We start from the raw sequence: 19096 nt of genomic DNA on the forward strand, positions 1-19096 counted from the left end.
AACGAGTGGAACTCTAGCACCCCGATCGGGCTGCTCGGAAATCCGCTCCCGGGCCCGACCAGCGGCCCCGCCGCAGCGGAGGTCACTCGTTGGCGGCCCGGGGCCGGTCGCCGTCCTCGTACTGGTCGAACAGCGGCGTACGGCCCCGCTCGCGGGAGCGGCGGGCGGAGGCGGCGCGGCGCGCGTCGCTGCGTTCGTCGCCGTCGGCCCTGACCGCGTCCCCGGGCTCCCCGGCCGGGTCGGCGCCCGCGTCGGCGTCCCGTGCCCCGTCCGCCGTCTCGTGCTCCGGTGCCACGGCGCTGGAGCGGGCGGAGCTCCACGCGTCGGGCGCCCCGAGGTCGACCCCGGCCGTGGCCCGTGGCGCGACCGGCGCGGTCACGTACGTCGGCAGCGGGACGGGTACCGGGTCCCAGCTCTCGCCGTGGCCCGGCCGCCGCTGCCGTTCGCGCTGCTGGTCCACCCACTCCGCGTGGTCGGTCTGCTCGACGAGCGCCCTGCGGTCGGCGGCGAGCGCCAGCAGTCCCGGGTCGGTCTCCGGTTCGGGGACCTCGTGCGGCTCCTCTGCGGCGGCGTCGAGGACGCCGTCGGCCGACGTGGGGGCGCCGGCGGGGGTCCGGCGGCGCGGCTGGCGCTCCCGCAGCCGCTGCGCGGCGGCCTCGGCCTGCTTGCGGTCCATCTGGAAGGCGAAGCGGCGGCGCTCCTGGGAGCGCAGGTACGCGATGTACGCGCTGAGCAGGACGGCGGGCACGCCCGGTGCCCACAGGAACGCGAGCCCGCCGACGGCGGCGACGATCGCGCCCAGTGTGAACGCGAGGAAGAGCACCACCGTGGTGCGCCTGCGGCGCGCGAGCACCTTCGTGCGCTGGGCGCGTGCGGCGGCCGCCTTCGCGGACGCAGGCGTGGGGGCGGAGGGTGGAGCGGGGGTGGCCGCGGGCGCCGGCGCGGAGGGCGCGCGCCGGGCGTCGGGCACGCGGGAGTGCGCGGGCGCGGCGGCCGGCTCGTGGGCGGCCTTGGGCGCCGGTTCGCGCATCGATTCCCGGCCCGGCTCGCGGACCGGTTCCCTGCCCGGCTCGCGGACTGATGCGCGTCCCGGTTCGTGCGCTGATTCCCGCACCGGTTCGTGCGTCGGCTCCGGGCGCTCCCGGTCACGCTCCCGTTCCCGGTCACGCTCCCGTTCCTGGACCGTCGCCGTGGCCTGGGGGCGGGTCGGAGGCATGGCGAAGGCCCGGACGTCCACCGAGTCGGTGAGGACGTCCGGCGCGTCGGCGTCGGGCTCCCCCTCCTCGGCGGAGCGCGCCCGCAGGTCCTTGGCGTACCGGCGCTCCATCCCCGCCCGTCCGGACAGCAGCCGGATGGCGGTGCTGAAGCGTTCCGTCGGACGGGCCTCGTTCAGCTCGTCCTGCCTACGGAGCCACATCGGCACCAAGTAGGCGGCCCAGGCCCCGACAATGACTGCGTAGATGAGGCCGCTGCTGCTCACGTCTCACACCGTAGAGGGGTTTGCGTGAGGCCATCCGCCAATTGGGCCGGTGTGTCGCACGATCTGGCTGATATTTCGAGCTTTTTTTGCGACTGGTCCGATCAGCGGGTGGCGCGAACCGGGAATTCCGCAACCTCGGAACGCCTACGGACGGTCAGCTCTCCGTCATTATCGAACGTTTATTCAATTAATCGGTCCGCTGTGATGACCGGGGGTGTTCTGCGGGTCGCGCGGAGCGTTCCGGGAGCGCGTGTGCCGCCAGCGGCTCAGCAGGCCCTCGGGCACTTCCTCCGCCGTGAGCGCGAAGACGAGGTGGTCGCGCCAGGCCCCGTCGATGTGGAGATAACGCGGCCGCAGTCCCTCCTCACGGAATCCGAGTTTCTCCACGACCCGTCGGCTCGGCCCGTTCTCGGGCCGAATGCAGACCTCGATGCGGTGCAGGCCGACGCTCCGGAAACAGTGGTCCACGGCGAGCGCCACGGCCGTCGGCATCACCCCGCGGCCGGCCACGGCCTCGTCCACCCAGTAGCCGACGTGTCCGGAGCACATGGAGCCCCAGGTGATCCCGGCGACCGTCAACTGCCCCACCAGCCGCCCCTGGTACTCGATGACGAACGGCAGCATGCGGCCCGCGTTCGCCTCGGCGCGCAGGTGCCGGACCATCTGTCGGTAGGTGGGCCGGTGCGCGATCGGCCCGCTCGGCGCGGGCGGCGGGATGGTGGCCTCCCAGGGGCGCAGCCAGTCCCGGTTGCGCCGGTTGACCTCGCGCCACGCCCGCTGGTCGCGCAGCTTTATCGGCCGCAGGACGACATCGCCCTCCGCGAGTTCGACGGGCCAGGACGGGCTGTTCAGCTCGCACCCCCAGAACTGGCGCCGGGTCTGCGGTGGTCACCGCCGCGAAGCTGGTCGACAGCGTGCCCCAGCAGGGGCTCCAGGACGGCCAGCCCGTCCTTCACCCCGCCGGTCGAACCCGGCAGGTTGACGATCAGGGTGCGGCCCGCCACCCCGGCCAGGCCCCGGGAGAGCACCGCGGTCGGCACCTTCTCCCGGCCGAACGCCCGGATGGCCTCGGCGATGCCCGGCACCTCGTGGTCGATCACCCGGCGGGTGGCCTCCGGGGTGCGGTCGGTCGGCGAGACGCCGGTGCCGCCGGTGGTGACGACGACGTCGTACCCGTCGGCCACGGCGGCCCGCAGGGCGGCCTCGACGGGGTCCCCGTCCGGCACGACGCGGGGACCGTCGACCGCGAACCCGAAGCGCGCCAGCCCGTCGGCGATCAGCGGGCCGCCGCTGTCCTCGTAGACACCGGCGGCGGCCCGGTTGGAGGCCGTCACGACCAGCGCGCGGTACGGTGCTCCGCCTCCCGAGGCGTCCTTCGTCATGACCGGCTCCAGTCGCCCGACTTGCCGCCCGCCTTCTCCTCGACGCGCACGTCCGTGATGACCGCCTTCTTGTCGACCGCCTTCACCATGTCGATCACGGTGAGCGCGGCGACGGAGACCGCGGTGAGCGCCTCCATCTCGACGCCCGTGCGGTCCGTCGTCTTCACCGTGGCGCTGATCTCCACGGCGTCGTCCGCGACCGACAGGTCCAGTTTCACACCGGACACCGCCAAGGGGTGGCACAGCGGAATCAGGTCGGGGGTGCGTTTGGCGCCCATGATGCCCGCGATCCGCGCGGTCGCCAGGGCGTCGCCCTTGGGGACCCCCTCGCCGCGCAGCAGCTCGACCACGCGGGGCGAGACGAGGACGCGTCCGCTGGCGCGCGCGGTGCGCGCGGTCACGTCCTTGCCGGATACGTCGACCATGCGGGCCGCGCCCGCCTCGTCGATGTGCGTCAGTCGGTCCTGCCTGCTCATGCCTGCTCGCGCTCCCGGTCCGGGCCCGGCGCGGTGGGGCGCTCGGGCCTGTTGTGCGCGACACGGTACCCCCAAGCGGAGGCGTCGAGCGGACCAGGCCCGTCCCGCGGACGGGCGGTCGCGGGCACGGACACGCGCGGGGGCGGACGCACACGGGGGGCAGACGCACACGGGGGGCAGACGCATACGGGGCCGGGCCTGGAACGCGGCGCGGGCACGGACACTCGCGGGGCGAGGCCGGGCACGCGCGCGGGGGCGAGGGCGAGGCCGGGCACGCGCGCGGGGGCGAGGGCGAGGCCGGGCACGCGCGCGGGGGCGAGGGCGGGGCCGGGCACGCGCGGCTCAGCCGAGCAGGACGACCTCGACCTCGGTGCCCGGCTCGACGGACTCCACGTCCTCGGGGACGACGACCAGCGCGTCGGCGTGCGCGAGGGCGGCGACCAGGTGCGATCCGGAGCCGCCGACCGGGCGGACGGTGCCGTCGGCGTACCGGGCGCGCAGGAACTGTCTGCGCCCCTTCGGCGAGGTCAGCGCCCTGTCCGCGGCGAGCGTCGCGCGCGTGGTGGGCCGGTGGACGTCGTCCAGCCCCATCATGGTGCGGATCGCGGGCCGTACGAACAGCTCGAAGGAGACGTACGACGACACGGGGTTGCCGGGCAGCGCCAGCAGCGGGGTGTGGTCGGGGCCGATGGAGCCGAAGCCCTGGGGCTTGCCGGGCTGCATGGCCAGCTTGCGGAACTCGATGCCGCTGCCCGCCTCGTCCTCGTCTCCGACGTGCGACAGCGCTTCCTTGACGACGTCGTAGGCGCCGACGCTGACGCCGCCCGTGGTGACGACCAGGTCGGCGCGGACCAACTGGTCCTCGATGGTGGAGCGCAGGGTGTCGGCGTCGTCGGCGACCGCGCCGACCCGGTAGGCGAGGGCGCCGGCGTCCCGCGCGGCCGCGGTGAGGGCGAAGCTGTTGGAGTCGTAGATCTGGCCGCTGCCCAGTTCCTCGCCGGGCTGGACGAGCTCGCTGCCGGTGGACAGCACGACCACGCGCGGGCGGGGACGGACCCGGACCGTGCCACGGCCGATGGCGGCGAGCAGGGCGATCTGCGGGGGCCCGAGGACGGTGCCCGCCTCCAGGGCACGGTCCCCGGCCTTCACGTCGCTGCCCTGCGCGCGTACGTGCGCGCGGGCCTCGGCGGGGCGGTACACGCGGACCTGGCCCGTGGCCTGGTCGGGGGCGAGGCTGCGGGCGCGCATCCCGTCCACGGGGCCCTCGCCGAGACCGCCGTCGGTCCACTCCACGGGGACGACGGTCTCGGCGCCCTTCGGCAGGGGGGCGCCGGTCATGATCCGGGCGGCCTGTCCGGGCCCCACGTGGAGCAGGTCGGCCGCCTGGCCCGCCGCGACGTCCCCGACGACCTCCAGGGCCGCCGGGAACTCCTCGCTCGCGCCCGCGACGTCCGCGACCCGCACCGCATAGCCGTCCATGGAGCTGTTGTCGAAGGGCGGCAACGAGACCGGCACCGTGACGTCCTCGACCAGGACACAGCCCTGGGCGTCGGGCAGTTGCAGCTCGATGGGCTCCAGGGGGCGGACGGTGGCGAGGATGTCCTCCAGGTGCTCGTCCACCGACCACAGGTGGTCCTGGCCGACGGGGCGGGGCGCGGCGGTGCTCAACGTTGCTGCATCTCCTCGGTGACGTAACGGCGAAGCCAGGACCGGAAGTCCGGACCCAGGTCTTCACGTTCGCACGCGAGTCTGACAATGGCACGCAGATAGTCGCCGCGGTCGCCGGTGTCGTAGCGGCGGCCCTTGAAGCAGACGCCGTGCACCGGGCCGCCGACCTTCTCGTCCTGCGCGAGCTGCTGGAGGGCGTCGGTGAGCTGGATCTCGCCGCCCCGGCCGGGCTCGGTCTGGCGCAGGACCCCGAAGACGGCCGGGTCGAGGACGTAGCGTCCGATGATGGCGTAGTTCGACGGGGCGTCCGCCGGGTCCGGCTTCTCCACCAGCCCGGTCACCTTGACCACGTCACCGTCGGGGGTGCTCTCCACGGCCGCGCAGCCGTAGAGGTGGATCTGCTCGGGGGCGACCTCCATGAGCGCGACGACGCTGCCACCGTGCTGCTCCTGGACCTCGATCATCCGCCGCAGCAGGGGGTCGCGCGGGTCGATCAGGTCGTCGCCCAGCAGGACGGCGAACGGCTCCTGCCCGACGTGCGGGGCCGCGCACAGGACCGCGTGGCCGAGGCCCCTGGGGTCGCCCTGACGCACGTAGTGCATGGTCGCGAGGTCGCTGGACTGCTGGACCTTGGCGAGTCGCTGGGCGTCGCCCTTCTTCTCCAGCGCCGACTCGAGTTCGTAGTTGCGGTCGAAGTGGTCCTCGAGGGGGCGCTTGTTGCGACCCGTGACCATGAGGACGTCGTCGAGTCCGGCGGAGACGGCCTCCTCGACCACGTACTGGATCGCGGGCTTGTCCACGACCGGCAGCATCTCCTTGGGAGTGGCCTTGGTCGCCGGCAGGAAGCGGGTGCCGAGTCCGGCCGCTGGGATGACAGCCTTGCTGATCCTGGGGTGCGACTGAGTCATGTCGGAACCTTATCCGGTGCGTTTGAGAGGAATCTGTAGCTCCTGTTAACTCATGATCATATGAGCGGATTGGAATGGTGCGGGAGCGACACATGAGCCATCTCAAAGACGGACCAGAGTCTGACAAACATATGTTGCGGAGAGAGCTCCTCGCAGTGAGAAACAGATTGACGACCGATGACGTGCGCGAGGCGGCCGCCGGCCTGGCCGAGCACGCCATGGAGCTGCCGGAGTTGGCCCGCGCGCGGACGGTGGCGGCCTACGTCTCTGTGGGGAGCGAGCCCGGAACGCTCGCGCTGCTGGACGCGCTGCACGCCCGGGGCGTGCGCGTCCTGCTCCCTGCGCTGCTGCCCGACAACGACCTCGACTGGGGCGCCTACGCCGGTGAGGGCTCCCTCGCGCGGGTGCAGCACGGCGGGCGGATGGCCCTCTTCGAACCCGTCGGTGAGCGTCTGGGGCCCGACGCCGTGGCGGACGCCGACGTGGTGCTGCTGCCGGGTCTCGCGGTCGACGGGCGCGGCATGCGCCTGGGGCGCGGCGGCGGCTCGTACGACCGGGTGCTGGCGCGGCTGGAAAACGCCGGTGCCCGTGCCGCCCGGGTGGTGCTCCTGTACGACACCGAGGTCGTCGGGCACGTCCCCGAGGAGGCGCACGACCGTCCGGTGCACGCCGTGGTGACGCCCTCGGGGGTGCGCCGCCTCACCTGATCCCCGCATCACCTGAACGCCACCCGTCCCGGCGGGACCGCGCGGGGACACGGGAAGGGCCCCTCCACGCGCGCGTGGAGGGGCCCTTCCCGATCGATCAGTGACCGATGAGCGACCGATCGGCGACCGGTCAGCCGTGGCTCACGGCTTGAGGACCAGGGTGTCGCTGGTGCTCTTGTCGACCGCCTTCGCCGAGAAGGACCAGTCGAGCAGTTCACCGTTGGCCCATTTGTCCGTCTGGTCGGTGTAGTGGGCGCTGAACGCGTGCCCGGAGGCACCGGTGAGGTTGATCCACTTCGACTTGTCCAGGTCGGCGAGGTTGACCACCATCCGCATCGACGGCACCCACACGACGTCGTAGCCGCCGGCGGCGTTCCAGCCGGTGGCGTCGACCGCCGCCTCGCCGCCGCCGAGCTTCCACGGCCCCCGGTTGAGGATGTACTGGAGGAAGCCGGGGCCGCTGGTGCCCAGGGTCTGGTTCTTCAGGAACAGGCGGTGCAGCCGGCCCCAGCTCCAGGTGTCGATGTCCTTGCCGAGCTTGGCGGTCAGCTCCCAGCGGGCGTCGATCATGGCCCGCGCGAACAGGTCGTCGCGGTTGCTGTCGGCGCCGGGCCGGGTGCCCGACTCGGACGTCGTCCACCAGTCGCTGTCCTGCTTCTCCATGAGGTTGCTCACCACCTCGAACCAGCGGTCGCCGCCGTCCGGCTGCGCCTGGTCTCCCTCGCGCTGACCGCACTCGCGGACCTTGCCGGTCTCGTCCACGGGCCCGGTGGTGTTGACCGGCTCGACCCACAGGCACTGGCCCTCGACCCTCAGCTCCTTGGGCAGCTTGTTGCCGAAGGCCAGCTCGAGGATGTTGCGCCACACCGCGTTGAAGTAGGCGGCCGCGGCCGAGTCGGCGTCCTGGGTGTAGTCCCAGCCGCGCAGCAGGTCCTGCGCCTCGCGGACGTCCGGGTCGTCCAGGTTGATCGCCAGCAGCGGCTTGACCAGCAGCCGCGCGATCTGGTTGTCGCTGTCCAGCTGCATCTGGCGCATGTCGTCCGTGGAGATCTTGCCGCCGCCCTTGATCTTCAGCTTGATCAGGTCGGTGATGCGCTGGCTGCGGGTGCCGTAGCCCCAGTCCGTGGTGAGCGTGTACGGGTAGTCGTCCGGGTCGACCACGGCCTGGTTGGCGGTGACGATGTAGCCGCGCTCGGGGTCGTACTCGTAGGGCAGCTCGTCGAAGTCGATGTAGCCGGTCCACTTGTACGAGGAGTCCCAGCCCGGGGACGGGATCGAGCCGTCCTGGCCCTTGGCCCGCGTGGGGATCTTGCCGGGCAGCTGGTAGCCGATGTGGTCGTCGGTGTCCGCGTAGACCAGGTTCTGCGACGGCACGTCGAAGTCCTCGGCGGCGGCGCGGAAGTCGTCCCAGTCGGCCGCCTTGTTCATCTCGAAGACGGCGTCCATGGTCTTGCCCGCCTCCAGGGCGGTCCACTTCAGCGCCACGGCGTAGCCGTCACCGCGGTCGGGGGCGGCCTCGTCGTCGTCGACGGTCGCCTTCTTGCCGACCTTGACGAGTTCGTCGTCGCGGTCGGAGAGCAGCGGCATCCCGTCGGCGGTCTGCCGGACGACGATCTTCTTGGAGGTACCGCCGGCGACCTTGATGGTCTCCTCGCGGGTGGTGAAGGGCCGCACCTTGTCGTCGTAGACGTAGCCGTCGCCGGAGAGCTTCTCCAGGTAGAGGTCGGTGACGTCGACGCCGGAGTTGGTCATGCCCCAGGAGATGTCCTGGTTGTGGCCGATTATCACGCCGGGCATGCCCGCGAAGGTGTAGCCGGTGACGTCGTACTGACAGGTGCTGGAGACGGTGCGGCAGTGCAGGCCCATCTGGTACCAGACGGACGGCAGGGACGCCGACAGGTGCGGGTCGTTGGCCAGCAGCGGCTTGCCGGTGATCGTGTGCTTCCCGCCGACGACCCAGGAGTTCGAGCCGATGCCGTTGCCGTTCACGCCGACGGCCTCGGGCAGGTCGTCCAGGACGTCGTAGAGGCCCGAGAGCTGGCTCTGCAGGGCCGAGCCCTCGGTGTCCGTGGAGGTGCCCGAGGACGTGTCCGTGGAGGTGTCCGAAGCGGTCGAGGCGTCCGACGTGCCGGAGGTGCCGGAGGTGTCGCCCGTGGCGTCCTCGGTGGCGTCCTGCGTCCCGTCCGTGGAGGAGTCGTCGGAGCCGCTGCTCCCGCTCTGCTCGAACGCGCCGGTCAGTTCGTCGTACTGGCCCTCCTGGACGATCGCCTGGTTGCGGTCGTACGGGTACTCCGGGTACAGCTCGGCGATCTGCTGCGGGCCCAGCCTGCTGGTCAGCAGGGCGCGGTCGATCTCGTCCTGCATGTTGCCGCGCAGGTCCCAGGCCATCGCCTTCAGCCAGGAGACGGAGTCGACCGGCGTCCACTGCGCGGGCTTGTAGTCGTTGGTGAACCCGAGGGCCACGTACTCCAGGGAGATGTCCTCGGCGCCCTTGCCCGCGAGGTAGGCGTTGACCCCCTTGGCGTACGCCTGGAGGTACTTCTTGGTGGAGGCCGACAGCTTCTTCTCGTACTCCTCCTCGGCGACCCGGTCCCAGCCGAGGGTGCGCAGGAAGGCGTCGTTGTCGACCTGGCTCTTGCCGAACATCTCCGACAGGCGCCCGGACGTCATGTGCCGGCGCACGTCCATCTCGTAGAACCGGTCCTGCGCCTGGACGTAGCCCTGCGCCATGAACAGGTCCTCGTCGGAGGACGCGTAGATCTGCGGGATGCCGTAGCCGTCCCGCTTCACGTCGACCGGCCCGGAGAGGCCGTCGAGCGTGATCGAACCGGTGGTCTGCGGGAAGGATGCGCGCACGGTACTGATGGACCAGTAGCCGCCGTAGGCGATGCCGCCGATGAGGGCCAGCACCAGCACGAGCACGATAAGACGGGCTTTGCGCCCCTTCTTCCTGCCTGACTTGCCGGGCTTGTCACCCGTTGTGGCGGTGGTGTTGGGGGGCATCGCTGTCCTTGCTGTCCTAACGCGAGCGGCAGGTCGGGCTGTGACTATGAATGAACGCTGGAGCAACCATAGGCGCAGGGGTCCGCGCCACTTGACGCGGAGTCGGCAACGGGGACGGAAGAGCGTTCGATCACACCCCGGCCAGCGTCAAGAAATCGTCAAGAGTTAGGTAAGGTAACGAAGTAGTTGGGCCCGGAGCGCGCCGCTTCGTGTCCGATGGACCTGTGCATCACCCGCGCGTGCCGCGCGCCAGGAAAGGGAACCGCCGCTGACTGTCCACCACCTCAACCAGCTCCTGCTCGTCTGCTCAGTCGTCCTGCTCGTCGCCGTCGCCGCGGTCCGGATCTCCTCGCGCAGCGGGCTCCCCAGCCTGCTCGTGTACCTGGGCATCGGCGTCTTCATGGGCCAGGACGGCGTCGGCAACATCCACTTCGACAACGCCGAACTCACCCAGATCATCGGCTACGCGGCCCTGGTCGTGATCCTCGCCGAGGGCGGTCTGGGCACGGCGTGGAAGGAGGTGAGACCGGCTCTCACGGCCGCTTCCGCGCTGGCGCTCGTCGGCGTCGCGGTGAGCGTCGGGGTCACGGCGGCGGGCGCGCACTACCTGACCGGGCTGGAGTGGCGGCAGGCGCTCATCATCGGGGCGGTGGTGTCCTCGACGGACGCGGCGGCGGTCTTCTCCGTCCTGCGCCGGATCCCGCTGCCCACGCGCGTGACGGGCATGCTGGAGGCCGAGTCGGGCTTCAACGACGCCCCGGTGGTCATCCTGGTCGTGGCCTTCTCCGCCGCGGGCCCCGTGGAGCACTGGTACGTGCTGGTCGGCGAGATAGCGCTGGAACTGCTCATCGGCGCCGCCATCGGCCTCGCCGTGGGCTGGGCGGGCTCCTGGGGCCTGCGCCACGTCGCCCTGCCCGCCTCCGGCCTCTACCCGATCGCCGTCATGGCGATCGCGGTCACGGCCTACGCGGCGGGCGCGCTGGCGCACGGCAGCGGCTTCCTGGGCGTGTACCTCGCGTCGATGGTCATGGGCAACGCCAAGCTGCCGCACTGGCCCGCCACGCGCGGCTTCGCCGAGGGGCTCGGCTGGATCGCCCAGATCGGCATGTTCGTCATCCTCGGCCTGCTGGTCACCCCGCACGAGCTGGGCGACGACGTGTGGCCGGCGCTCGTCATCGGCCTGGTGCTGACCATGGTGGCGCGCCCGCTGAGCGTGGTGCTGTGCCTCACGCCGTTCCGGGTGCCGTGGCAGGAGCAGACGCTGATGTCCTGGGCCGGGCTGCGCGGGGCCGTGCCGATCATCCTGGCCACCATCCCCATGGTGGAGGGCGTCGACGCCAGCCGCCGCATCTTCAACATCGTCTTCGTCCTGGTCGTCGTCTACACCCTGGTCCAGGGACCGACCCTGCCCTGGCTGGCCCGCAAGCTGCACCTGGGCGAGGAGGCCGAGGCGGCCGACCTCGGCATCGAGTCGGCACCCCTGGAACGGCTGCGCGGACACCTGCTGTCCGTGGTGATCCCCAAGGGTTCCCGGATGCACGGCGTCGAGGTCAACGAGCTGCGGCTGCCCGCCGGGGCCGCCGTCACCCTCGTCGTGCGCGACGGCACCTCGTTCGTGCCGCTGCCGACGACGGTGCTGCGGCGCGGCGACGAACTCCTCGTCGTCGCCACCGACCCCGTCCGGGACGCGGCCGAACGCCGCCTGCGCGCGGTCGGACACGGCGGCAAGCTGGCCGGCTGGCTGGGGACGGGCGGCGGCAAGCGGTGAGCGGCCGCCGGTGAGCGCCGGTATCGGTGACCGGCCGCCGGTGAGCGCCGATGACCGGTGAGCGGCGAGGGGCGCGCGGGCCGGCAGCGGGTGCCTACAGGGGCAGGGGGCATGGAGCATGGGACATGGGGCGTTACGTGCAGGTTTCCTACCGTTCACACCCCCCTGATTCGGAGGCGAAGGCCGTCACGGTGCTCGTCTTCACAGGTATGACGGACAGTGATCCCTGTACGATGAAGGCGCACCTTGATCGAACCAACTCTGCCTGACGCAGAGCTGGCGCGACCGTATGGCGGCCGGGACGCTACCCGCAGTGGGCGCCGGTATCTACCGCGTACGCGCAAGAGGACAGCTCTCGGCGCCCCCCGCACGGGCGCGCTACCAGGCGGCAGAAAGGCACGGGCCGTGGCGACCACGGTCACCTCCGAGCCGTCGAAGCACTCGCCGGCCTCCGCCCGCCCGGGAAAGCGCCCGGAAAAGCGTCCGGGAGGCCGCCCCGGATACGGACAGCTGCTGCGCACGCCCGGCGCCTGGACGTTCCTGCTCCCCGGCTTCGCGGCACGCCAGCCGTTCGCGATGCTCACCCTCTCCATCGTGCTGCTCGTGCAGCACACCACCGGCTCGTACGGCGCCGCGGGCGCCGCCGCGGCCGTCACCGGCGTCTCCATGGCGCTGTGCGCGCCGTACGGCGGCCGCCTCGCCGACCGTTACGGGCAGCGCGCGGTCCTGATCCCCGGCGTCCTCGTGCACGCCCTGTCGGGGCTGACCCTCACGGCCCTCGCCCTGGCCCACGCGCCGCTGTGGGCGCTGTTCGCCGCGGCCGTGCCCACGGGCGCCTCGGTCCCGCAGATCGGCCCCATGGTGCGCGCCCGCTGGGGCGCGAAGCTGAAGGGCTCGCCCCTGATGACCACCGCGGCGGCCTTCGAGTCCGTCACGGACGAGTTCACCTTCGTCGTCGGTCCGCTGCTGGCGACCGCCCTGTGCACCGCCGTGAACCCGGCCGCCGGCCTGGTGACCGAGGCCTCGCTGACCCTGCTCGGCGGTCTGCTGTTCGCGGCCGGCAAAAACACCCGGCCTCCGGCCGCCGCCGACGGGCACGCGCGCGTGGAGCACCCCTCCGCCCTGCGGGTCCCCGGCGTGCGCGTGCTGGCCGTGACCTTCCTCGGCATCGGTTCCGTCTTCGGCGGCATGCAGGTGTCGCTGGCCGCGTTCACCGAGTCGATCGGCGAGCCCGGCCTGAACGGCGCCCTGTACGGCACGTTCGCCGCCGGCAACATGCTCTCCGGCCTGGTCTGCGGCGCCGTCGCCTGGAAGGCCGCCCCGCACCACCGCCTCGTCGTCGGCTACGCCGCGCTGGCCCTGACCGCCTCCGGGCTGTGGGCCGCGCACTCGGTGCTCGTCCTGGCCGGCCTCGGCTTCCTGGTCGGCATGTGCATCGCGCCCGCGCTGATCACCGGCTACACGCTGGTCGAGGGCCTGGTCCCGGCCGGGGCGCGCACCGAGGCGTTCACCTGGCTGACCGGCGCGGTGGCGCTCGGCCAGGCGGCGGCCGTCACGGTCGCCGGACAGCTGGAGGACCGCTTCCGGGCCGGTGCCGGGTTCCTGGTGCCGATGGGCGGCACCGTACTGGCCCTGGCCACCCTCGCGGCCCTGCGCTCCCGGCTCGTGGCGCACTCCGGGGGCCGTACCGTCGCACGTGGCGTCGGTCACCGCGTGCCGGTGGCAGTGGACTGACGCTCGGGAATACGTCAGTATGGATCGTCGTTAGCACTCATCGAGTGAGAGTGCCAGGAGGAAGACAGTGCCGACGTACCAGTACCAGTGCACCGAGTGCGGCGAGGGCCTCGAGGCGGTGCAGAAGTTCACCGACGACGCCCTGACCGAGTGCCCCAACTGCGGTGGCCGCCTCAAGAAGGTGTTCTCCGCCGTCGGCATCGTCTTCAAGGGCTCGGGCTTCTACCGCAACGACAGCCGCGGCTCCTCGTCGAGCAGCTCGCCGGCGTCGTCCAAGTCGTCGTCCTCGGCCTCGTCCGACGCGAAGTCGTCGTCCTCGGACGCGAAGTCGTCCTCGTCCTCCTCGGACTCCAAGTCGACGAGCGCCGGCACGTCCGCCGGGACCTCCGCCGCCTAGGCGCCGCCACACTTCGTCACCGGGACCCGGCCGTCGTACGACGACGGCCGGGTCCTCGGCGTTCCCGCAGCCGGGGACAGCGCGTGTTCGATTCCGGCTACTGTGCTGGTCATGGTGAACGCAGAGATCGGCGTAATCGGCGGTTCGGGCTTCTACTCGTTCCTCGACGACGTGACCGAGATCCAGGTCGAGACCCCCTACGGACCGCCCAGCGACTCCCTCTTCCTCGGCGAGATCGCCGGCCGGCGGGTCGCCTTCCTGCCCCGGCACGGACGCGGCCACCATCTGCCGCCCCATCGGATCAACTACCGGGCCAACCTGTGGGCCCTGCGCTCGGTCGGCGTGCGCCAGGTCCTCGGCCCCTGCGCCGTGGGCGGGCTGCGCCCCGAGTACGGTCCCGGCACGCTGCTCGTCCCCGACCAGCTGGCCGACCGCACGAAGTCACGGGTGGGAACGTACTTCGACGGGCTGCCGCTGCCCGACGGCTCGCTGCCCAACGTGGTCCACGTGTCGCTGGCCGACCCGTACTGCCCCGCCGGGCGCTCGGCGGCGCTGAAGGCGGCACGCGGGCGGGACTGGGAGCCCGTGGACGGCGGGACGCTCGTCGTGATCGAGGGACCGCGGTTCTCGACCCGCGCCGAATCACTGTGGCACCAGGCCCAGGGCTGGTCCGTGGTGGGCATGACGGGCCATCCGGAGGCCGCGCTCGCCCGTGAACTGGAGCTCTGCTACACGTCGTTGAACCTGGTCACCGACCTGGACGCGGGCGCCGAGACCGGCGAGGGCGTCTCCCACGAGGAAGTGTTGCAGGTGTTCGCGGCGAACGTGGACCGGCTGCGGGGCGTCCTGTTCGACGCGGTGGCCGCACTGCCCGCCACGGACGAACGGGACTGCCTGTGCGCGAACGCCCTGGGCGGGATGGATCCGGGGTTCCCGCTGCCGTAGCGCCGGGGGGAGGGGGACGGAACTCCTCGTTCGGGTGAGGGAGTTTTCCACAGTCCGCCGGTGGTCCACCGTCTCCGGCGGGCGGCGCGGCGAGGGTCCATCGTGGTGCGCGAGCCGATACCGATCCCTCGGCCGATTCCTCGTCGCAGGTGGTGACCCGACCATGTCCCTCTCCTCCGCTTCCTCCTTTTTCGCCTCCGCTTCGTGCCCGCCGGGCGCGGAGGCCCCCGCCACGTGCGAGGTGCCGCGGTTCGCCCCCGTGCGCGTCCGCGGCGGGCGGTACCGGCTGCGGAGGATCGCCGGCAGCCGCCGGCGCGCCCTGGCGCTCGGCCTCGCCGTCACCGCCGCAGCGCTCGTGGCGGCGGTCCCGGGAGACGCCCACGACCGGGCGCGCGGGCACCCGGACCGGGACGCACCCGCCCGCGCACGGTCGGCGACGGGCGTCCCCCGGTCGTCGACGGCCGGTGCACGGTCGGCGACGGGCGTCCCCCGGTCGTCGACGGCCGGTGCACGACCGTCGGCGGACGGTCCCGTACGGCGTCGGCCCGCCGACGAGGTCGTCGAGGCGCCGGTGCGGATCGCCGACGCGGCCACCGTTCGGCTGCTGCGCCCCGGTGACCGGGTCGACGTCATCGCCGCCGAGCGGACGGCGACGGGCGGCGGGGCCCGGGGGGAGGCTCGGGCGGAGGCCCGGGTGATCGCGCGCAGGGTGCTCGTGACGAGGGTGCCGGAGCCGGACGTCGTCGACGGCTCAGTGGCCGGTGCCGGTGCAGTCGACGGAGGCGGAGGCGGAGGCGGTAGCGGTGGCGGTGCGCTGGTCGTGCTGTCGGTTCCCCGGCCGACCGCGGCACGCCTGGTGGGTGCGGGGACGACGGCCGACCTGGCGGTGACGCTGTGGTGAAACCAGTCGTGCGTGTTCTGTGCGGATCTCTGTCAAGTCCGTCCTTCGAGCGACCTCATGGGACAGGTCCGCGATCGTCTGACGTAGGTTGCGGAGCTGTTTGTTTCACAACCCGTTCATGCGAGGAGTGTCCCCGAGGTGACCGAGAACAAGAAGGGTCCCAGCGTCTGGCAGGGCTTCAAGGCCTTCCTGATGCGTGGGAACGTCGTCGATCTGGCAGTCGCGGTCGTGATCGGCGCGGCCTTCACGAACATCGTCAACTCGGTGGTGAAGGGGATCATCAACCCGTTCGTCGGCGCGTTCGGCACCAAGAACCTGGACAGCTACAGCTCCTGCCTCAAGGGCCCCTGCACCGGCACGGGGGATGCGGCGACGGGCGTGCGCATCCTGTGGGGCTCCGTCCTGGGCGCCACGCTCACCTTCCTGATCACCGCCGCGGTTGTCTACTTCCTGATGGTGCTGCCCATGGCGAAGTACCTGGCCCGGCAGGAAGCGCGCAGGAAGGCCAGGGAGGGCACGCACGAGGTCATCGAGGTGACCGAACTCGAGGTGCTCAAGGAGATCCGCGACGCGCTGGTCGCGCAGCGGGGCTCGGGGCACAACCAGCCGTAGGGCTCGGGGCGCAGCCGGCCGCCACTGCCCGGCCGGGAGTCCGACCGCAGGGCCGGTCAGGCGTTCGGTCGGGTGTTCGGTCCGAGGCCCGGTGGTGGGGACGGCGGTGGGCGCGATGGGCGCGGCTTCAGAGGTGGTGGGGCGGCTTCTCGTCGAGGAAGCGCCTGAGGTCGGCCGCGCTGTCCCCTCCGCCTGCCGGACGCTCGCCCCACCCGCGGTCCGTGTCGTCCGAGGACTGCTGGTCCAGCGGGTCGTCGAAGACCAGCGCGGCCTTCGGCCCGTGCGGCTCGCGCGGCACCCTTGGCTCCTGCGGCTCCTGCGGCTCAGCGGCGGGGGGCGTACTCATGCCTCAAGAGTACGGCCCCGAAGGCGCCCGGCACGGGGCCGGCCCGGCCGGGGCCCGGTCCCCGCACCCGTCGGCCGCGATCGGCTGCCGCGCACCGTCTGACCTGGCAACTCCGTGCGCCCTCCGACAAGAATTACCCCCGGTTGTCTGCTCTGCTGGGACCCATGACGACCAGCTCTCCACCACCGGCATCCCCCTCCGGGCCGCCCCACCACACCAGACCCGTGCGCAGGCTGACCGCGCGCGGGCGCGCCGAAGCCCACCGGGTCGCCTCGCCACTCGAGCTGTTCTTCGACCTCTGCTTCGTCGTGGCGGTGGCCCAGGCGGGCGTGGGACTGGTGCACGCGATCGCGGAGTCCCACACGGGCGAGGGCATCGCCGACTACGCGATGATGTTCTTCGCCATCTGGTGGGCCTGGATGAACTTCACCTGGTTCGCCTCGGCCTACGACAACGACGACGTCCTGTACCGGATCGTCACCCTGATCCAGATCGCCGGCGTGCTCGTCCTCGCGGCGGGCGTGTCCCAGGCGTTCGACGACCACGACTTCCTGGCCGTCTGGCTGGGCTACGTCATCATGCGGCTCGCCATGACCGCGCAGTGGCTGCGCGTCGCGGTGTCCGGCGAGGGCCCGGAGCGGACCATGGCGCTGCGGTACGCCGGTGGCGTGGTCCTCTGCCAGATCGGCTGGCTGGGGCTGTTGCTGCTGCCCGAGGCCGGCCGACCCTGGCTGTTCCTGGCGATGGCCGTACTGGAGATGTGCGTGCCGCTGTACGCCGAGAAGAACCATCAGACGGCCTGGCACCCGCACCACATCGCGGAGCGCTACGGACTCTTCACGATCATCGTGCTCGGCGAGACGATCGCCGCGGCCACGGTCGCCGTGAAGTCGGGCATCGACGAGAGCCCGGCGCTCAACGAGCTGCTGCCCATCGCCGCGGGCGGCCTGCTGATCATCTTCGCCGCCTGGTGGATCTACTTCGTGGTGCCGATCCACGGCCATCTGCGCTCCAGCAGGGAGGCGTTCGTGTGGGGCTACGGCCACTACGTCGTCTTCGCCTCGGCGGCCGCGATCGGCGCGGGCCTGGAGGTGGCGGTCGAGCAGGCGGTCGGCACGGCGCACATCCCGACGCTGGCCGCTTCGTCCGCGGTGACCCTGCCGACGGCGCTCTACCTGCTCACCGTGTGGGCGCTGCACGCGCGCCACTTCAAGGTGGGTCTCGCCCAGCAGCTCGTCCTGCCGATCACCGCGCTCCTCGTCATCTGCTGCACCTTCCTCGGCGAGTGGGCGGTCCTCGCGGCCGGCCTGGTGTCGGCGCTGGCCGTGGCGGTCGGCACCGTGCTGACGGCGCGCCGGGCGGCGCGCGGCAGCGCGCGGCGGGGCGCGTCCCCGGCTTCGGGCGCGGCGGTGTGACACCACCCGCCGAACGCGGCCCGCCGGTCGGGCGACGCCTCCGTCCGCGGGAGGGACCGCCCCGGCAGCTCGGCGAGACTGCTGCCATGACAGTTGACGCTCTGACGGACGTCCCCGGCCTGCGGGTGGGTCACGCGACACGCACCGGCGACGGTTGGCTCACCGGCACCACGGTCGTCCTCGCACCCGAGGGCGGGGCCGTCGCCGCCGTGGACGTGCGGGGCGGCGGCCCCGGCACGAAGGAGACCGACGCCCTCGACCCGCGCAACGTGGTGCAGCGGGTCGACGCGATCGTGCTGACCGGCGGCAGCGCCTACGGGCTCGACGCGGCGTCCGGGGTGATGGCCTGGCTGGAGGAGCGGGGCCGCGGAGTACCCGTCGGGCCGGACCCCGCGCACGTCGTGCCCGTGGTGCCCGCCGCCTGCGTCTTCGACCTGGGGCGCGGCGGCGACTTCCGGGCCCGCCCGGACGCCGCCACCGGGCGGGCCGCGGTCGAGGCCGCCGCGGCGAGCGAGCCCGGCGCGGTCGTGCCGGAGGGATGCGTGGGCGCCGGCACGGGCGCCGCGGTCGGGGAGCTGAAGGGCGGGGTCGGCACCGCCGGTGTCGTTCTCGACTCGGGGATCACCGTGGCCGCGCTGGTGGTGGCCAACGCGCTGGGGTCTGCCATGGACCCCGAAACGGGGGTGCTGTACGGGGAACTGTTCCAGGGGCGGGGGCGGGTGGAGTACCCGGAGGCGCGCGTGCACGCCTCCGCGCGACGGCGCCTCGCGGAGAGCGCGGCGAAGAACGCCCCCACTCCCCTCAACACGACGCTGGCGGTGGTCGCCACCGACGCCGTCCTGACGAAGGCCCAGGCGCAGAAGCTGGCGGGCACGGCACACGACGGCATCGCGCGCGCGGTGCGGCCGGTGCACCTGCTGAACGACGGGGACACGGTCTTCGCGCTGGCCACGGGTGCACGCCCGCTCGTCCCCGAGCATCCGCTCGCGCTGAACGACGTCCTCGCGGCCGGCGCGGACGTGGTGACCCGGGCGATCGTGCGGGCGGTGAGGTCGGCACAGTCGGTGCAGGCGGCAGGGGGGATGTGGCTGGGCTACGACGAGTTGTACGGGAAGCGGACACGGGAACGGGAACGGGAACGGTAGCGGGTCACTGATCCTGCCGGGCGGAGCGTGGTGGGCGTGGGCGTGGGCGTGGGCGTGGGGCGAGTGGATCGCGGGGGGGCGCATCCTGCCGGACCGCGCCCCCGTTTCCGGCGGAACTCGCCTCTGACCGGCGCTTTCTGACAGATCATCGGGCGGTTCGGGAACTTATCGCGCGGCTCCGGCGTTTTCCCGGCGTACGTTTTCTCGGT

17 protein-coding genes are annotated in these 19096 nt (G+C 72.3%); 9 read left to right on the plus strand and 8 right to left on the minus strand.

Annotated features, from left to right (window positions below; genetic code table 11):
* Positions 1–82: 82 nt before the first annotated feature.
* From glpR to galU, 6 genes are all read right to left on the minus strand, one after another.
* Positions 83–1480 (minus strand): gephyrin-like molybdotransferase receptor GlpR, encoded by a 1398-nt coding sequence (gene glpR, locus ACIP67_RS25905; RefSeq protein ID WP_401695079.1) that lies wholly within the window; start codon positions 1478–1480, stop codon positions 83–85.
* A 183-nt stretch (positions 1481–1663) separates the two neighbouring features.
* Entirely contained in the window at positions 1664–2332 is a 669-nt protein-coding gene (locus ACIP67_RS25910) for a GNAT family N-acetyltransferase (RefSeq protein ID WP_401695151.1), read from the minus strand.
* Positions 2329–2862 (minus strand): molybdenum cofactor biosynthesis protein B, encoded by a 534-nt coding sequence (locus tag ACIP67_RS25915; RefSeq protein ID WP_401695080.1) that lies wholly within the window; start codon positions 2860–2862, stop codon positions 2329–2331. Before ACIP67_RS25915 ends, ACIP67_RS25910 begins: the two co-directional genes overlap by 4 nt.
* The gene (gene moaC / locus ACIP67_RS25920) at positions 2859–3338 is read right to left on the minus strand and encodes a cyclic pyranopterin monophosphate synthase MoaC (protein ID WP_401695083.1); all 480 of its coding nucleotides are present in this window, start codon (positions 3336–3338) and stop codon (positions 2859–2861) included. The genes ACIP67_RS25915 and moaC overlap by 4 nt, the downstream gene beginning before the upstream one ends.
* Before the next feature lie 342 nt (positions 3339–3680).
* Complete coding sequence (gene glp, locus ACIP67_RS25925) at positions 3681–5006, minus strand: gephyrin-like molybdotransferase Glp (RefSeq protein WP_401695084.1); 1326 nt, start codon at positions 5004–5006, stop codon at positions 3681–3683.
* The gene (galU, locus tag ACIP67_RS25930) at positions 5003–5914 is read right to left on the minus strand and encodes a UTP--glucose-1-phosphate uridylyltransferase GalU (protein ID WP_401695085.1); all 912 of its coding nucleotides are present in this window, start codon (positions 5912–5914) and stop codon (positions 5003–5005) included. Before galU ends, glp begins: the two co-directional genes overlap by 4 nt.
* A 92-nt stretch (positions 5915–6006) precedes the next feature.
* On the opposite strand from galU, the gene ACIP67_RS25935 reads away from it, so the two are divergent.
* Entirely contained in the window at positions 6007–6621 is a 615-nt protein-coding gene (locus ACIP67_RS25935; protein WP_401695088.1) for a 5-formyltetrahydrofolate cyclo-ligase, read from the plus strand.
* 141 nt (positions 6622–6762) lie between these two features.
* On the opposite strand, the gene ACIP67_RS25940 is transcribed toward ACIP67_RS25935, so the two are convergent.
* Positions 6763–9624, minus strand: a complete 2862-nt coding sequence (locus ACIP67_RS25940; RefSeq protein WP_401695089.1) for a penicillin acylase family protein — start codon at positions 9622–9624, stop codon at positions 6763–6765.
* 268 nt (positions 9625–9892) lie between these two features.
* Here ACIP67_RS25940 and ACIP67_RS25945 point away from each other — a divergent pair, with 268 nt between their 5' ends.
* From ACIP67_RS25945 to ACIP67_RS25970, 6 genes are all read left to right on the plus strand, one after another.
* Positions 9893–11392 (plus strand): potassium/proton antiporter, encoded by a 1500-nt coding sequence (locus tag ACIP67_RS25945; RefSeq protein ID WP_401695152.1) that lies wholly within the window; start codon positions 9893–9895, stop codon positions 11390–11392.
* A 405-nt stretch (positions 11393–11797) separates the two neighbouring features.
* Entirely contained in the window at positions 11798–13126 is a 1329-nt protein-coding gene (locus ACIP67_RS25950) for an MFS transporter (RefSeq protein WP_401695091.1), read from the plus strand.
* Between the two features lie 67 nt (positions 13127–13193).
* Positions 13194–13523 (plus strand): FmdB family zinc ribbon protein, encoded by a 330-nt coding sequence (locus ACIP67_RS25955; protein ID WP_401695093.1) that lies wholly within the window; start codon positions 13194–13196, stop codon positions 13521–13523.
* 111 nt (positions 13524–13634) lie between these two features.
* A complete protein-coding gene (locus ACIP67_RS25960) occupies positions 13635–14468 on the plus strand; it encodes an S-methyl-5'-thioadenosine phosphorylase (protein ID WP_401695094.1) in 834 nt (277 codons plus the stop codon).
* A gap of 163 nt (positions 14469–14631) precedes the next feature.
* Complete coding sequence (locus tag ACIP67_RS25965; RefSeq protein WP_401695096.1) at positions 14632–15369, plus strand: hypothetical protein; 738 nt, start codon at positions 14632–14634, stop codon at positions 15367–15369.
* Between the two features lie 192 nt (positions 15370–15561).
* On the plus strand, positions 15562–15981 hold the full coding sequence (locus ACIP67_RS25970; RefSeq protein WP_401695154.1) for an MscL family protein: 420 nt from the start codon (positions 15562–15564) through the stop codon (positions 15979–15981).
* A gap of 127 nt (positions 15982–16108) precedes the next feature.
* Here the strand turns inward: ACIP67_RS25970 and ACIP67_RS25975 are convergent, their stop codons facing one another.
* Positions 16109–16327, minus strand: coding sequence for a hypothetical protein (locus ACIP67_RS25975; RefSeq protein WP_401695097.1), 219 nt, complete (start codon positions 16325–16327; stop codon positions 16109–16111).
* A gap of 164 nt (positions 16328–16491) precedes the next feature.
* Here ACIP67_RS25975 and ACIP67_RS25980 point away from each other — a divergent pair, with 164 nt between their 5' ends.
* A complete protein-coding gene (locus ACIP67_RS25980) occupies positions 16492–17742 on the plus strand; it encodes a low temperature requirement protein A (protein WP_401695098.1) in 1251 nt (416 codons plus the stop codon).
* Positions 17743–17828: 86 nt separating this feature from the next.
* The gene (locus tag ACIP67_RS25985; RefSeq protein ID WP_401695100.1) at positions 17829–18887 is read left to right on the plus strand and encodes a P1 family peptidase; all 1059 of its coding nucleotides are present in this window, start codon (positions 17829–17831) and stop codon (positions 18885–18887) included.
* The last annotated feature ends 209 nt before the right edge of the window (positions 18888–19096 follow it).

It is taken from the genome of Streptomyces sp. NPDC088812 (genome assembly GCF_044750285.1).
In the GTDB taxonomy this organism is placed as follows: Bacteria; Actinomycetota; Actinomycetes; order Streptomycetales; family Streptomycetaceae; genus Streptomyces.

What these genes read in the sequence shown, in the direction of transcription:
- galU (WP_401695085.1), bottom strand. Translation starts at nt 5,914, where the DNA reads ATGACTCAGTCGCACCCCAGGATCAGCAAGGCTGTCATCCCAGCGGCC.
- moaC (WP_401695083.1), bottom strand. Translation starts at nt 3,338, where the DNA reads ATGAGCAGGCAGGACCGACTGACGCACATCGACGAGGCGGGCGCGGCC.
- ACIP67_RS25970 (WP_401695154.1), top strand. Translation starts at nt 15,562, where the DNA reads ATGCGTGGGAACGTCGTCGATCTGGCAGTCGCGGTCGTGATCGGCGCG.
- ACIP67_RS25915 (WP_401695080.1), bottom strand. Translation starts at nt 2,862, where the DNA reads ATGACGAAGGACGCCTCGGGAGGCGGAGCACCGTACCGCGCGCTGGTC.
- ACIP67_RS25965 (WP_401695096.1), top strand. Translation starts at nt 14,632, where the DNA reads ATGTCCCTCTCCTCCGCTTCCTCCTTTTTCGCCTCCGCTTCGTGCCCG.
- ACIP67_RS25975 (WP_401695097.1), bottom strand. Translation starts at nt 16,327, where the DNA reads ATGAGTACGCCCCCCGCCGCTGAGCCGCAGGAGCCGCAGGAGCCAAGG.
- ACIP67_RS25940 (WP_401695089.1), bottom strand. Translation starts at nt 9,624, where the DNA reads ATGCCCCCCAACACCACCGCCACAACGGGTGACAAGCCCGGCAAGTCA.
- ACIP67_RS25980 (WP_401695098.1), top strand. Translation starts at nt 16,492, where the DNA reads ATGACGACCAGCTCTCCACCACCGGCATCCCCCTCCGGGCCGCCCCAC.
- ACIP67_RS25960 (WP_401695094.1), top strand. Translation starts at nt 13,635, where the DNA reads ATGGTGAACGCAGAGATCGGCGTAATCGGCGGTTCGGGCTTCTACTCG.
- ACIP67_RS25985 (WP_401695100.1), top strand. Translation starts at nt 17,829, where the DNA reads ATGACAGTTGACGCTCTGACGGACGTCCCCGGCCTGCGGGTGGGTCAC.
- ACIP67_RS25935 (WP_401695088.1), top strand. Translation starts at nt 6,007, where the DNA reads ATGAGCCATCTCAAAGACGGACCAGAGTCTGACAAACATATGTTGCGG.